Origin of the sequence: Winogradskyella sediminis (assembly GCF_003387355.1) — a bacterium.
Lineage (GTDB): Bacteria > Bacteroidota > Bacteroidia > Flavobacteriales > Flavobacteriaceae > Winogradskyella > Winogradskyella sediminis.
Genome location: NZ_QUNH01000002.1, coordinates 476,343 through 490,593, shown reverse-complemented (window position 1 = coordinate 490,593; position 14,251 = coordinate 476,343). Strand labels below are relative to the sequence as shown.

General features: G+C 32.7%; 14 protein-coding genes. 2 read left to right on the top strand and 12 right to left on the bottom strand.

All coding sequences use genetic code 11. The features are described 5' to 3' along the window. Nucleotides 1–17: 17 nt before the first annotated feature. The 7 genes from C8N41_RS09460 to C8N41_RS09430 form a co-directional block, all read right to left on the bottom strand. On the bottom strand, nt 18–1,040 hold the full coding sequence (locus C8N41_RS09460; RefSeq protein WP_092446927.1) for a potassium channel family protein: 1,023 nt from the start codon (nt 1,038–1,040) through the stop codon (nt 18–20). Nucleotides 1,041–1,055: 15 nt separating this feature from the next. Further along, nucleotides 1,056–1,283, bottom strand: a complete 228-nt coding sequence (locus C8N41_RS09455; protein ID WP_092446926.1) for a PspC domain-containing protein — start codon at nt 1,281–1,283, stop codon at nt 1,056–1,058. Nucleotides 1,284–1,379: 96 nt separating this feature from the next. After that, nucleotides 1,380–2,657 carry a DUF2851 family protein gene (locus tag C8N41_RS09450; RefSeq protein ID WP_115839092.1) on the bottom strand — a complete coding sequence of 426 codons (1,278 nt, stop codon included), beginning with the start codon at nt 2,655–2,657 and terminating at the stop codon, nt 1,380–1,382. Nucleotides 2,658–2,808: 151 nt separating this feature from the next. Beyond that, nucleotides 2,809–4,539 carry a PAS domain-containing hybrid sensor histidine kinase/response regulator gene (locus C8N41_RS09445; RefSeq protein ID WP_115839091.1) on the bottom strand — a complete coding sequence of 577 codons (1,731 nt, stop codon included), beginning with the start codon at nt 4,537–4,539 and terminating at the stop codon, nt 2,809–2,811. Further along, entirely contained in the window at nt 4,533–5,660 is a 1,128-nt protein-coding gene (locus tag C8N41_RS09440) for an FIST signal transduction protein (RefSeq protein ID WP_115839090.1), read from the bottom strand. Before C8N41_RS09440 ends, C8N41_RS09445 begins: the two co-directional genes overlap by 7 nt. Nucleotides 5,661–5,947: 287 nt before the next feature. Next, nucleotides 5,948–6,925 (bottom strand): PLP-dependent cysteine synthase family protein, encoded by a 978-nt coding sequence (locus C8N41_RS09435; protein ID WP_092446922.1) that lies wholly within the window; start codon nt 6,923–6,925, stop codon nt 5,948–5,950. A 208-nt stretch (nt 6,926–7,133) separates the two neighbouring features. Further along, on the bottom strand, nt 7,134–8,366 hold the full coding sequence (locus C8N41_RS09430) for an ABC transporter permease (protein ID WP_115839089.1): 1,233 nt from the start codon (nt 8,364–8,366) through the stop codon (nt 7,134–7,136). Between the two features lie 9 nt (nt 8,367–8,375). On the opposite strand from C8N41_RS09430, the gene C8N41_RS09425 reads away from it, so the two are divergent. Then, a complete protein-coding gene (locus C8N41_RS09425; protein WP_115839088.1) occupies nt 8,376–9,653 on the top strand; it encodes an exo-beta-N-acetylmuramidase NamZ family protein in 1,278 nt (425 codons plus the stop codon). A gap of 8 nt (nt 9,654–9,661) precedes the next feature. On the opposite strand, the gene C8N41_RS09420 is transcribed toward C8N41_RS09425, so the two are convergent. The 4 genes from C8N41_RS09420 to C8N41_RS09405 are packed head-to-tail and all read right to left on the bottom strand — an operon-like array spanning nt 9,662 to nt 12,804. Further along, nucleotides 9,662–10,525, bottom strand: coding sequence for a glycerophosphodiester phosphodiesterase (locus C8N41_RS09420; protein ID WP_249033262.1), 864 nt, complete (start codon nt 10,523–10,525; stop codon nt 9,662–9,664). Then, nucleotides 10,512–11,354 (bottom strand): sterol desaturase family protein, encoded by an 843-nt coding sequence (locus C8N41_RS09415; RefSeq protein WP_092446918.1) that lies wholly within the window; start codon nt 11,352–11,354, stop codon nt 10,512–10,514. The genes C8N41_RS09420 and C8N41_RS09415 overlap by 14 nt, the downstream gene beginning before the upstream one ends. Before the next feature lie 5 nt (nt 11,355–11,359). Then, a complete protein-coding gene (locus C8N41_RS09410; protein WP_147298948.1) occupies nt 11,360–12,259 on the bottom strand; it encodes a hypothetical protein in 900 nt (299 codons plus the stop codon). Nucleotides 12,260–12,309: 50 nt separating this feature from the next. Beyond that, nucleotides 12,310–12,804, bottom strand: a complete 495-nt coding sequence (locus C8N41_RS09405) for a YkgJ family cysteine cluster protein (protein ID WP_115839085.1) — start codon at nt 12,802–12,804, stop codon at nt 12,310–12,312. Between the two features lie 65 nt (nt 12,805–12,869). Here C8N41_RS09405 and C8N41_RS09400 point away from each other — a divergent pair, with 65 nt between their 5' ends. Further along, on the top strand, nt 12,870–13,568 hold the full coding sequence (locus C8N41_RS09400; protein WP_115839084.1) for a class I SAM-dependent methyltransferase: 699 nt from the start codon (nt 12,870–12,872) through the stop codon (nt 13,566–13,568). Here C8N41_RS09400 and C8N41_RS09395 read toward each other — a convergent pair. Further along, the gene (locus C8N41_RS09395) at nt 13,565–14,188 is read right to left on the bottom strand and encodes a hypothetical protein (protein WP_147298947.1); all 624 of its coding nucleotides are present in this window, start codon (nt 14,186–14,188) and stop codon (nt 13,565–13,567) included. The genes C8N41_RS09400 and C8N41_RS09395 overlap by 4 nt on opposite strands. Nucleotides 14,189–14,251 lie beyond the last annotated feature (63 nt).

Sequence of the window (14,251 nt, the reverse complement as noted above, 5' to 3'; positions counted from 1 at the left end):
TAAAATGAAGGTTTTAGTTATTCAATTTTGTACTCAGAATTCAATTTTATTATTTGTTCGGGACGTCCTAAAACAATAATTTTAGATCCAGAAACGAGCTTAGTATTCGCTTCTGGATTAACAATATACTCTCCCTTAACATCCTTAAAACCAATAACAGTACAGCCTGTTTTTTTACGCAAATCTAAATCCCTAATGGTTTTAACTTCTTGAGCATTATAAAGCTGCTCTACCTTTACCTCTTCGATATTAATATTTCGTTGTCCTACAATACCTAAATTATCAATAAATTCTACTAAATCTGGAATTACCACTAAAGATGCCATGTGATCTCCCCCTATACGATCTGGAAGAATGACGTTATTAGCACCTGCTAATTTTAGCTTATTGTAGGATGTTTCTTCAGATGCTCTACTTATTATAGTTAAACTAGAATTTATCTGTCTTGCCGACAAAACCACAAACAAATTATCGGCATCATTTGGCAACGCGCTAATGAGTGTACTGGCATTTTTTATACCCGCAGTAAAAAGCGTTTCATCTTCATTTGCGTTTCCTAAGACAAAAGCCAATTCTTCATCTTGAAATTTTTCTATAACCTCTTTATCCCGTTCAATGATAACAAAAGGTTTATTATAAGCTAGTAATTTCTTGGCGGCTTGTTTTCCATTTCGTCCATAGCCACATATAATTATATGATTGGTCATGGCATCAATTTTCTTTTGCATCTTACGTTGTTTTATGTCTTCAAAATTATTTCTACTGAGAATATAATCGGTTATGATAGAAATAGCATAACCTACAATAACGACACTGGCTAAAATTAAAAAAATAGTAAAAATTTTAGATTGTGGATCTAGCGGTATTACCTCTGCAAAACCAACTGTTGTAACCGTTATTACAGTCATGTATATCGCATCGAGCCATAAATAACCCGAAATGTATCTGTACCCTAAAACTCCGATACAGAGTAATAACACCAACATCATTATGGCAGTGTATATTTTGGATCTATAAAGTCTTAAAAGTGGATTATCCATAGGGTTACTGCATCATTATAAATCGAAAACCGAAGAGCGTTTGGTATAAATAATATCCTTAATACGCATCCAAAACGCTAAAAATAAATACAGTGCAAATCCGAAACCTACGGTAACAAAAGTGAGATATATAAACGACGTCCTTACAATTTTTGCTCTAATACCTAAACGATCAGCAATACGTTGACACACATAGTATCCACGTTTTTGAAAGTATAATAAGAGATTATAAAACCATTTCATGCGAGTATTTCTAACTTTTATTGTGAAGCGTCATTGATTTCTTTATGGATAAGTAGTAATCAAACACGTTATAACTTATTTGTATAATTGTGCAAGTTACTTATTTTTTGTGATAAAGTTATTACCAATAGCACATTGTAAGCACTTATTCTTATCGCAATACTGAAGTTTTAATTGTAATAAAGCCTGAGAATTTAAGGCATGTTTTTCAATGGGTTTTAAATCTAAAAACCGAGATACAATACTGTTATTTTCCATTTTAATAGTTTTTAAAAGTTGAAAAACACTCTCATCAATTGGTTTTCCTTGTGCCCTGGCATAACTAAATTTTAAAGGAATTAGTGTATTAATTATGAGTAAATCTATAAAGGCTTTTGTAATACCTTTTTTAAAAGGCTTGGAGGTTTTAGAAAAGGTATAATGCGTCATCCAAAATTGCGTTACTCCGATATCGAAAAATTCATAAAATTCATCTCGTGTAGTTAAACGCATCATTTTTGAAAACAAATTAGATTCTAAACTATACAAATTAGCAAATTGCGATAAACGTATAGTAGGAAAATTGGGTGGTCGTAATCTAAAAAACTGTAACGGTATCACGCCTTTATTATCTAAATTGAATTTGTGTTTAAGAAAGTGATAACGCTGTTGAAGTCCTTTGAAATAGACATCCTCGACATCACTGCTCTCTAACAACTTCGATTGTCCAAAAAGCAAGGCCTCAAGATTTAAAACATCTTTTTGCAATTTTCTTATGATTGAAAAATCAAAGGAATTTGCTAAACTCATAAACGCATCACCATTGACCTTTAAACCAAAATTTTTAAGTAACATTTTAAACAACACCGCCTCCCAATCGTTATGAGACGCTGTTAATAATTGCTGAATGGTTTCCGATTTTTGCTCTAACCGATCTATATATAAACGGTCTAACCAATTGTTAAGTAAAAAATCATCAACAATATTAAAATCAGACTCACAATTAATCCAGGATTTTGATAGCATCAGTTTTTGATACGAATGTCTTAGAGTTTTATCGACGTAATGTTTTAATTCTAAAGTTGGAATTTCAGAATTATCCCGTCTAAAAATTTCGGTGTCGTGCTCCCAAACCACATGTAGAATTACGTTATCATAAGCACTATCTGTTTCGTGATTGTGCACATACCAATCGGAAGACTTGATATGAATCTCCACATTACCAGCCCATAGTTGATCTGCAATACGTAGTTGTGCATTAAAGAAATCTGGACCAGCATTATGGTTGTGCTGTCCCAACTTAATAATCTCAATGTTTTCGTCGTAAGTCGATTTTAACAACGTGACATTAAAGGCCTTGTGTTTCCATATATAATGAAGAAAATCTTCTTGCATCCTCTAAAATAGAAAATTCTATTTTAATTTTTGTCTTTATATTAGTATTAATGACTGTTTTAGAAAAAAAAACAAATATCCTAAAGGTCGTAAAGAAGGTAAGAGTTTATATACCTTATTATTGTCTGAATACTTATAGCACCATGTAAAATTAAACAACCTGCTGTTTTTTATGACTATAGAACTCCAAGAGGTTATGTAGCTCGTTAACTTTAAGTGGTTTACTCAAATAGCCATTCATCTTATAACGTGCTATTTTTTCACCAACTTCAGCTTCTGCAAATGCTGTTAATGCTATGATGGGTATGTTAGATTTTAATTCATCATCCATTTTTCTAATAACCCTTGCGGTTTGATATCCATCTAAAATTGGCATCTGTAAATCCATAAGAATAAGGTTAAAATCATCTGTTGTAAACACGTCTAAAAGTGCTTCACCATTTTTAGCTATAACAAAATCGACATTCCATTTATTAAATAACTTTTTTAACAAAAGTGCATTTAGGTTATTATCCTCAGCAACTAAAACCTTAATATCAATAGGCGCTGTTTTAGATATTGTTTTTTGTTCATGAAGCAGTTCTGATTTTGAGTGTTTTAATTCAATATCAAACCAAAACTTAGCCCCTTCACCTTTTTTACTTTCTATCTGTAACTGACTATTTTGAATTTGCAACAATTCTTTACTGATATATAAACCTAAGCCAGACCCTCCATACAACTGTGAGGTATTCTCATTGGCTTGAACAAAACTCTTAAATATATTTTTTTGTTTGTTATAAGATACTCCTATACCTGTATCTTTAACACTAAATCTTAATAAAGAACTGTGCTCTTTGCGTTCTAACAACTCCGTTTGAAACGTGACTCCTCCACTATCTGTAAACTTAAAAGCATTACTTAAAAGATTTTTAATCACCTGAGACAACTTAAGACTGTCTCCTTTTAAAATTTCTGTGATGGCTGTATCTAATATAACATCGAAAAATAGGTGTTTATTGAGTGCTACTTGTTTGAAATGCAATTGCATATTTTGTACAAATTCCGATAAATTAAAATCTTCAATTTTCAGACTAACTTGTTTAGATTTATATTTATTAAGGCTTAGTAAATCGTTAATTAGAGCCAGTAAATGTTCACTAGAATATTTTAAGACTTGAAGATTTTCTGCTTGCTCGGGTAAAAACTTTTCCATTAACAGTATATCGGACATACCAATTACGGCATTAAGCGGCGTTTTAATCTCATGAGACATCGTAGATAAAAATTCATCCTTTATTTTATTGGCTTGTTTTAATTCTATCTCAGTGTCTTTAAGTTTAGTGATATCCATCATTGTACCAATTGCACCATCAACAGCACCAGTAATATCATGCGAAGGTTGCAACCTAAGTTCTACCCATATTTTGTCACCTGAGGGTTTAATGAATTTAAAAACTGTATTAAAATCGGATTCGTTTCTTATAAAAGCTTCCAAAATTTTTAGTCGCTGCTTCCCTTTAATCCCTTCTAATAATTCGGTGAAATTTTTATTCAATAATTCATCAACAGGAATACCAAATAATTCTTCTGACGCTTCATTGAGATATTCGAAAGTGCCATGGGTATCGGTCTTAAATATGACTCCTTCAATATTATTAACAATGGCATTTAGTCTAAATTCCACATTGAGAATTTGTGAACGCAGCAATTTATTACTTTTATAAAGTTCGTTAGAACTTTTTTCTAAAATAGTCTCAATATGCTTTACATCATTATCAAAACTTTGATAGGCATCATCTACATCATTAAAAAAATTCTGAAATTTCACCAAGTCTTCATTAGTAAATCCAGCTTTTTTAATCTGCCTTCTTAACAATCTATGTTTATGTGGGTTTAACATTCTGATAAAGTTGTAATGGTCATGGTTTGATTATGTAATTCGCAACGCGAATATTGGTCTGCAGGTGCAATTTCACCAAAGGAATAAAAGCCTGTAACTTTAACATCATCTCCTAATACTTCGCCTACAGCTTCAATTTCTTCTTCTACTAATTGCTTTAAAAGGAGTCGACGTCCAATACAACTTACCAATATTGCTAATTTCGGTTTATGTTTGGTTTGCGATATTGCCTTTACTGCAGAGTCACCCGCTCCCTTAATTAAACGATCTACATTAGATTTCATAAGACGTAATGTTGCCCCCTTAGGAACATTAGTCGCAAAAACTAAACTTTGATCTTCTTCTACAATCTTTCTTACCGTACGTACCACTGTGCCATCATATTCGTTTACACGCATACTAAAGGGAAACGACAAACCTACATCTGGAATATTGTAACGATCTTCACCTAAAAAAGATTTATAAATTGCTAAAGCAGGAGTTCCATCTAACTCGTAGACAATATTTTTATTCGATTTTGTAACTAAGCGATCTATACCAAAACTATCCCAACCACCATTGGACCCATAGCCTACATTTAACGCATCTCCATAGAGGCCTACACCCACTATTTGTCTTGAAGCCATACTTGTATTGGCGATGACAAACGAATCTTTAGTATCTACATTGTAACCAGCTAAACCACCAGTTATACTTGTGTTAGGCAACTCACTTTTTAAACCTGCAACAATTTCAGAGCCATTGACATCCACTCCATGACTAAATACTAATACATGACTCAAATCCTTATGTGCCAACTGGGTTGCGATGGCTCTACCGGAATCATAGCTCTCGCTAAAATCAGACAAATTATGTGAAGCTAATTTACACGTTACTTTATTAAAAGTAATGGCTGTTAATGAAACAGTACTATCATTTACATAATCACCGTTAATCTCCCCTGCCGTAGAACAGCCAATGATACAAGCTTCAGGAAATCTTTTATTTAATTCTGTTAATAATAATGCTTTGGATTTGAAAGTTAACGAGACAAATAATAAAATTAAGGTAGGCTTAATTTTAATACGATCTATATCTGTACTCCAGGAATCATCTTTGAGGGATAATTGTTCTACTTCCATAGAATTTAGGTTTTATTAGGTAAATCAGGGAACTTTATCGTTAAATTAAAGCATTTTAACGAATATATACTATTTTTTCCGAAGGTGCATAATTGAGTTTCATAAAATTTACTTTTAAGTTAAACTTAAGCGCTTCTTTTTGAAGTGCATAAAAGATGGTTTAAGCACCTAATCAGAATAATTATTAACACAAAAAACAATTTTTTAACATTTACAGAATATGCTTATTCAAAAAAAATCCTGAGCGATACTCAGGATTTCTTTTATATTAACTCATACGTTATTATCTATAGATATCCCATATCACGCATCCAATCATCGTTAAACATTTTACCAACATATCGACTTCCATGATCGTGAAATAAAACGACAACCACATCGTCTGGTTTAAACTGATCTTTTAATTGTAACACGCCTTTTATTGCAGAACCTGCCGAGTTACCTAAAAACATACCTTCTTCTTTAGCTAAACGCTGTGTATACACACATGCATCTTTGTCGGTAACTTTAGTAAAGCCATCGATAATATCAAAATTTACGTTCTTTGGTAGTATATCTTCACCAATACCTTCAGTGACATAAGGATAAATTTCGTTTTCATCAAAAATACCCGTTTCGTGATATTTTTTAAATACAGAACCATAAGTATCTACACCCCAAACTTTAATATTAGGATTTTGTTCTTTTAAATATTTTCCTACACCAGAAATGGTTCCTCCTGTACCTACTCCTACCACAAAATGAGTAACTTTACCTTCGGTCTGTTTCCAGATTTCTGGTCCTGTACTTTCGTAATGTGCTTTTGTATTACTTGGATTATCGTATTGGTTAACGTACCAAGAATTTGGTGTTTCTTCCCCTAATCGTTTTGAAACAGAATAATAACTTCTAGGATCATCGGGTTCTACCGCTGTTGGGCAAACAATAACTTCTGCACCTACAGCACGCATAATATCAACCTTTTCCTTAGATTGTTTATCTGCCATTACAAAAATACATTTGTAACCTTTAACTATGGCAGCTAAGGCTAATCCCATTCCGGTATTTCCAGAGGTCCCTTCAATGATTGTCCCTCCTGGTTTAAGACGTCCATCTGCCTCTGCATCTTCTATCATCTGTAAAGCCATTCGGTCTTTAACAGAATTTCCTGGGTTAAAAGTTTCGTATTTGGCAAGTACTAAACAAGGTAAATCTTCCACCAATTTGTTCATTTTAACTAGTGGTGTATTTCCTATTGTACCTAATATATTTTCTACGTAGTCCATAAATTAATTTTATCGCGGCTGCAAAGTTACGTTAAATGTTATGTTTAATAAATTTTCGATTTATTAATCTTTTGTTATTATATTTCTAAATATGTTAAACTAAAGCACACAACCAGTTCTAAAACATCGGTCGTTATAATGTGCTATTGTTTTAATATTGTATACCTTTTTAGGTTATACATATCTCAATTCTGTTGCTTACTTTTTATTAATCGAATCGTATTGCTTTTACTGGCGAAATTTTAGAAATAATAACCGAAGGAATTAGAAGCATTAGCAAACATGCTATAAACGTGCCAATATTTAATATGAATATATAATCCCAACTAATATACACAGGTGCGTTATTAACATAGTACGTATCTGGATTAAGCGGAAATAGCTTAAAATATTTCTGAGCGAATAAAAGTCCTAAACCTATTATATTTCCCCAAAGCAACCCTAAACCTATTAAGTAAGATGCATTATACAGAAAGACTTTTCTAATCGTCCAGTTACTGCTACCTAAGGCTTTTAATATACCAATCATTTGGGTACGTTCTAATATTAAGACAAGTAATGCCGTAATCATATTAATGCCTGCCACAATAATCATAATAGCAATAATGCCATATGTATTGTTATCAAAGATCTTAATCCATTCAAAAATTGTATAGTATTTTCTCGTAATGGATCTTGCATTCATTAAAGAAGGGATTTCTTTAAAAACTTCTACGGTTTTTTCATCTATCTCAGCGAAGTCATTAATATACACTTCAAAACTTCCAATCTGATCAGGTTCCCATTTATTGAGGCGTTGAATGTGTCTTAAATCGGCGATACAAAATTTTTCATCGAGCTCTTGAAATCCCGAATTATAGACACCAACAATTTCAAAACTCATAACGCGAGGTCTATCATTTAATGGATTACCAAATAAGGTTTGAAATTTATCGCCTACACTAAATCCTAATCGATTAGCCAAATAGTTAGAGATTAAAATCTCTTCGTTTCGCTCTTTGGTATAGTCAGGTAGTCGACCATCAACTAAAAATTCTTGAAAATATTCCCAATTATAGTCGGCACCCACTCCTTTCACTATCACACCTTCAAAATCGGTTTCGGTTCTAATAACAGCAAATTTTTGAGCTACACCTTGTATATGTTTTACCCCTTCTACCGAATTAAAATCGGGATAAAAATCTTGATTTATAGAAATTGGCACCTGCGATTCGTCTGAGGCATTAGTATCGTAATTGGTAATTTCTATATGGCCATTAAACGCCACAACTTTGTCTCTAATCTTTTGTTGCAAACCGATACCTGTAGCAATCGCTATTAGCATTACAATAATTCCAATAGCAATTGCAGCGATTCCAATTTTAATTATTGGTGCCGATACACTACTTTTATACGTTTTATTGCCAATTATACGTTTAGCTATAAATAACTCGAAATTCACTACTATAATATGCTTTTAAAGGTTTTCAAAAATACAGTTTTATTCTCTATAATTATTGGGATTTCCGCTGGAACATTTTCATGTAAAAATAATGGAAAGCAAGAAGTTGAACAGAATACTGTAAAGCATATCGTAGATCACAGTAACACGTTAGCTCACTACGTGGACAACGACAGCAAAAAAACTATTATTGTTGGTGCTAATAGAACAGCACACTATATTCCAATGTTAAAGCATAAACGCGTTGCTGTTGTGGCGAACCAAACTAGTGTAATTTTTAAACCTGAAGGTTATACGCATTTAGTTGATTCGTTATTAAGTTTAAACATTAGTATCGAAAAAGTATTTTCCCCAGAACACGGGTTTAGAGGCACTGCAGATGCTGGTGAATTGGTAAAAGATGGCAAAGACACCAAAACAGGACTGCCGATCTATTCTCTACACGGTAAACATAAAAAACCGACTACAAGTCAGCTTCAAGGTGTAGATATTGTAGTTTTTGATATTCAAGATGTTGGAGTACGCTTTTATACCTACATTTCTACATTACATTATATAATGGAGGCTTGTGCTGAGCAAAATATTCCGGTATTACTTTTAGATCGTCCAAATCCTAACGGCAACTATATTGATGGTCCGGTTTTAGAAGAAAAACACCGTAGCTTTTTAGGCATGCATCCTATTCCATTGGTGCATGGTATGACTATTGGTGAATATGCAAAAATGATTAATGGACAAGGTTGGTTAAAAAATGACGTTACTTGTGATATTACAATTATAGAAATGCAAAATTATAATCACAATAGCACTTACAGTTTAGCAATAAGACCGTCTCCGAATTTACCAAACGACAATTCCATTTTATTATACCCTAGTTTAGGTCTGTTTGAAGGCACTAATATTAATGCTGGTAGAGGAACGGAATTTCAGTTTCAACGCTACGGAGCTCCATTTTTAGACAAGAAGCATTACACATTTAGTTATACTCCTGAACCTAACTTTGGATCTAAACATCCAAAACATAAAAATGAAATGTGTTACGGTGTTGATTTATCTCACGTGAATGCAGAACGTCATTTCACATTAAAATATGTAATAGATGCATACCACAATGCCACTGATAAAAGCAAAGTATTTAATACCGATAACTTTACGAAGCACGCTGGCACTGCCACTTTACAAAAACAAATTGAAGCTGGTTTAAGTGAAACTGAAATTAAAGCTACTTGGCAAGAAGACCTCAACAAGTATCAACACATACGACGTTTATACCTGCTTTATAACTAAAATGTCTCTCATAATATTTTTATAAGTCTATCTGGATAATCAGTAATAATACCATCAACTTGCCATGATATCATTTGTTTCATATCCGCTTTTTCGTTAACGGTCCATGGAATAATCTGATAACCTTGCTCTTGATACTCCTTTACCAAGTTTGCAGATAATAACTTGTAGTATGGACTTATAATTTCTGGCTGAAAGGATAGTAATTTAAGTTTTTCTTCTATGGTTTCGTTTTCATCAATAAGCAAGGCCAAAGCCATGTTTGGGGATTGATGTTTAATTTCTTTAAGAATAGTAACATCAAAAGATTGTAGGTTAACGCGGCTATACATGCCGTGCTTTTCAATTTCGTCTAACACCAATGACACATAAGTTTTGGGTTCTGGTGTAAATATGCCATAATATGAGGGCTCTGATTTAATTTCAATATTGAGTTTAACATCAGAATGCTTTCGTTTAACTAAATCAAAAACTTCAGATAATAACGGTTTATATGTTTCTAACTTTTGTTGTTGCGGATAAAGCGGATGAAATTTTAAGCCACAATCAAATTGTTTAATATCAGCATAATTTAGGGCGTATAGATTATAGTGCTCTTCTGAATTATTAGGTAATACGTCACCGTTTGAGGCTACACAAATTGTAGGATTTAAATAAGGTTCATGAGAAACTACAACTTGGTGGTCTTTAGAAATCACAATATCTAACTCCAAGGTATGTACTCCTAATTCTATTGCTTTTTCAAACGCTGGTAAGCTATTTTCTGGCAGTAAACCTCTACATCCTCTGTGACCTTGAATGTCAATTTGTTTGTTAGCATTACAACTTATAAATAACACTAGTAATGGTACCATTATTTTAGTTTTCATCATCTACAGAAAGGGTTGGTTTTTCATATTTTTGAAAGGGTTGTTTAAGCAACTCTTTAATGTTTCCATTTTTAACTTCATCAGGAAACACATCAACTCCATAAATCAACTTTTCACGATCCATGTACATATATGTTCCTAAAATCCGATCCCAAATACTAAATATATTTCCAAAGTTAGAGTCTGTATATGGCAATCTATAATGGTGATGAATTTTGTGCATGTCTGGTGATACAATCACATAACTTAATGCTTTATCTAAACCTTTGGGCATTTTAATATTGGCATGTGTTAGCTGCGTAAAAATAAGTGACATGGCTTGGTAAATCATTACTAAAGCAATAGGAGTACCCACTACAAAAACACCTAATAAGGTGAACGAAAAGCGTATAACACTTTCTATGGGGTGATGCCTATTTGCAGTTGTAGTATCAACACTGTGATCTGTATGATGAACGATGTGCACCATCCACAGTGGCTTCACTCTATGCTCTACATAATGTGCTAAATAAGCGCCAAAAAAATCGAGTAATAACACACCTAATAATGCATATAACCACAACGGCATTTGCGGTAACCAATTAATAATTCCAAAATTATGAGCAGTAACCCAATCTGACATCCATAAAAGTAAAAACGCCAACGCAAAATTTATAATTATGGTTGTTAGTGTAAAGAATAGGTTGGGTAAAGCATGTCTCCATTTTTTATATTTAAATTTAAATAATGGAATTCCCCCTTCTAACAACCAAAAGAATGTAAGTCCGCCTACTAAAATAAGACTTCGATGAGACGAAGGAATGGTTTCGAAGTATGAGATAATGCTTTCCAATACCTTTAAGAATTAAGATTAATAAGCATTTGTGCTTTCTTCAAATTTACAGAAGAAATTTTAGATTTCCATAATTTAACTTCTGTTTCATCTTCTAATATACTATAAGCGGTGTAATATAAAAACGCTACAAAAGACTCATTATTAGGCTCAATACCGTCCTTCTGTATTTTTTTTAATTGCCTCAAGGCTTTTTTAGGACGTTTTAATATAAAATATTGCTGAAGATCCAAAAGCGCAACACGTTGGTTTAAAGCTTTTTGGTCTTCATTTGGTTCTGCAACCACTAAATTAGAGGCTTCTTCTAAATACAACATACCCAAATCGATAAATGCTGATCGATTATTTTCGCTCATATACATAGAAAAGTCAAGATATTTTGAAGCCAAGTAATAGGCAGAATAGAAGTCCTTTTCGGTTCTATAACCCATTAACTCTGGTGACAAAAACTTTGTATTTACGCCATAATTATTAATAATTGTTGTGATATTTTGAAATTGTTCTGGGTGACTCGTCAGGTTTACAATGTTACCATTAACATCCATTATTTTTATAGAATCGTCATTAAATTTATTCATATACTTATTAGAACGTTTCCCTTCGATGTCCGCATATAAATCTGCATATTGAGATTCACTAACTATTACAGGTACAAAATATTCCCATACAATAGGACTTATAACTTCGCTTTCAAAAAGACTTTCAATAAAAACTAATTTACCGTTTTCATCATTAGCCATAACACCATATGGATAGGTTGTACTTTCTTCCCAAACCATTAACACCATTTTATTTTGGGTTAGAGCTAATTTTTGAGCAATCTCAAGATTTGTCATCCATGCTTGGGCATTAGAGACATTAGAGACCAACAAAAGAAATAAGCATCTTATAATTATTTTATACATCGTTTTTTATCTGTTTAATATCAAAAATTATTCCGAAAAAAATAGACCTTTTAAAATTGAATTTTCTTTTTCATGGCTTCAACTATATTGTACGCCGCCGGACATATGGCAACATTTTTTAAAGTTAAATTAGAGATTTGTTGAAATTTTTTTCGATCTGTATGCGGAAATTCGCTGCACGCCTTAGGACGTACATCATAGATAGAACAATAGTTATCTGCTCCTAGAAACGTACATGGTACGGATTGTAATACATAATCGTTTTCTTCATCTAAACGCAAATAGGTTTCTATAAATTGCTGCTCTTTCATTCTAAAAAACTTAGCAATTCGCTGAATATCCTTAGACGTAAATAACGGTCCTGTTGTTTTACAGCAATTGGCACATTCTAAACAATCCGTACGTTCAAATTCTTCAGCATGCAACTCTTGCATTATATAATCTAATTGTTTGGGAGGCCTCTTTTTTAGTTTTGTAAAAAAGGTTTTATTTTCCTTATGCTTATCTTTGGCACGCTTAGGAAGATTATTAATTTGGTCTTGCATAACACAAATCTAATTAAAGTTCTCGATACAATTTAGAATAAAATTAATAGAACTGATAAACAATTATGACTAAAGACCTCTTTGGAAAAGCACTATTAGACTATCAGAATGGAAAATATTCTGAAGACATTATTACGTCTACTAACATTTCGGATGAAGATACCTTACCGCTTCCGTATCTATTTAGAAAGTATACTGAAATGCCTAAATTAGAACAAAAGGCACTTCAATTATCTAAAGGCCATATTTTAGATGTAGGCTGTGGTGCAGCAAGCCATGCGCTTTGGTTACAAGAAAAAGGCCTAAATGTAAAAGCCATTGACAACTCTAAAGGAGCCATTGAAGTGGCCCTAAAGCGTGGTATTATCAATGTTAAACGCATACCACTTTTAGAAGAGACAGAAACGTTTGATACCATTCTATTATTAATGAATGGTACGGGAATTTTTCAAGAGCTATCTCAAGTTTCAACATATTTAAAACATTTAAAATCGTTATTAAAATCAGAAGGGCAAATTCTCATTGACTCTTCAGATATTTCATATATGTACGAAGATGAGGATGGTGGTATGTGGTTAGATCTTAATCAAGGTTATCCTGGTGAACTAGATTATTTTTTGTCTTATAAAGGGGAAAAAGAAACACCTATGAAATGGTTGTATCTCGATTTTGAAACGTTAAAAACAGCCTGTTTAACCGTTGGTTTAAAGTGTGAAAAGATTATGGATGGTGCCCATTTTGACTATTTAGCAAAACTTTACTAATTACAATTAGCGTTGTAAAATCTTACAATAGCTTGCAAATCGACTTTCTTAAATTCCTTGGTTTCAATTTTAGTTTGAAGTGCCGGACAATCGCTAAAATACTCCATAGCTCTTTTTCTAAAGGATTTGGTTAGACTTACATGGTTAAAGATTTCTGGAGTTGTACCAGGTCGTAATATCATCACTTGGTTATGGACACCCATATAACCAGGAATATAAACCGGAACACTATTGGGAGCACCAGTTGCAGGCGTCCAACTACCTCCTGACTGTACCATTATTGTGCGCCCTACCAACTTTAATTCACCATCGACTAATATTTCAGCAAAACCCATTTTGCTTTGCTTTTTATTGAGATAGATAGGAATGTAGGTTTCAATACGTGTTTTCTCTACACGTTTACCATCAATACGTTCTTTATAAGTAACAGTAAAAATTATACTATCAATGTCTTCGGGCTTATATTTAGATTTTTTAGATTTTTTGTCAGCCTTAAACTTTAGTTGTTCTTTTTTTAGATTTACAGTACCATACATCATAGGTATAGATGCGAGGCCTTTTAATACCTCATCGTTTTTTAAGAATACTTCGGCTTCCGTCCAGCCGTATTGTGCAAACATAAAATTTGAACAAAACACAAAAATCACAGAAAAATAAATCGCTTTTACAATCATAATTATAAC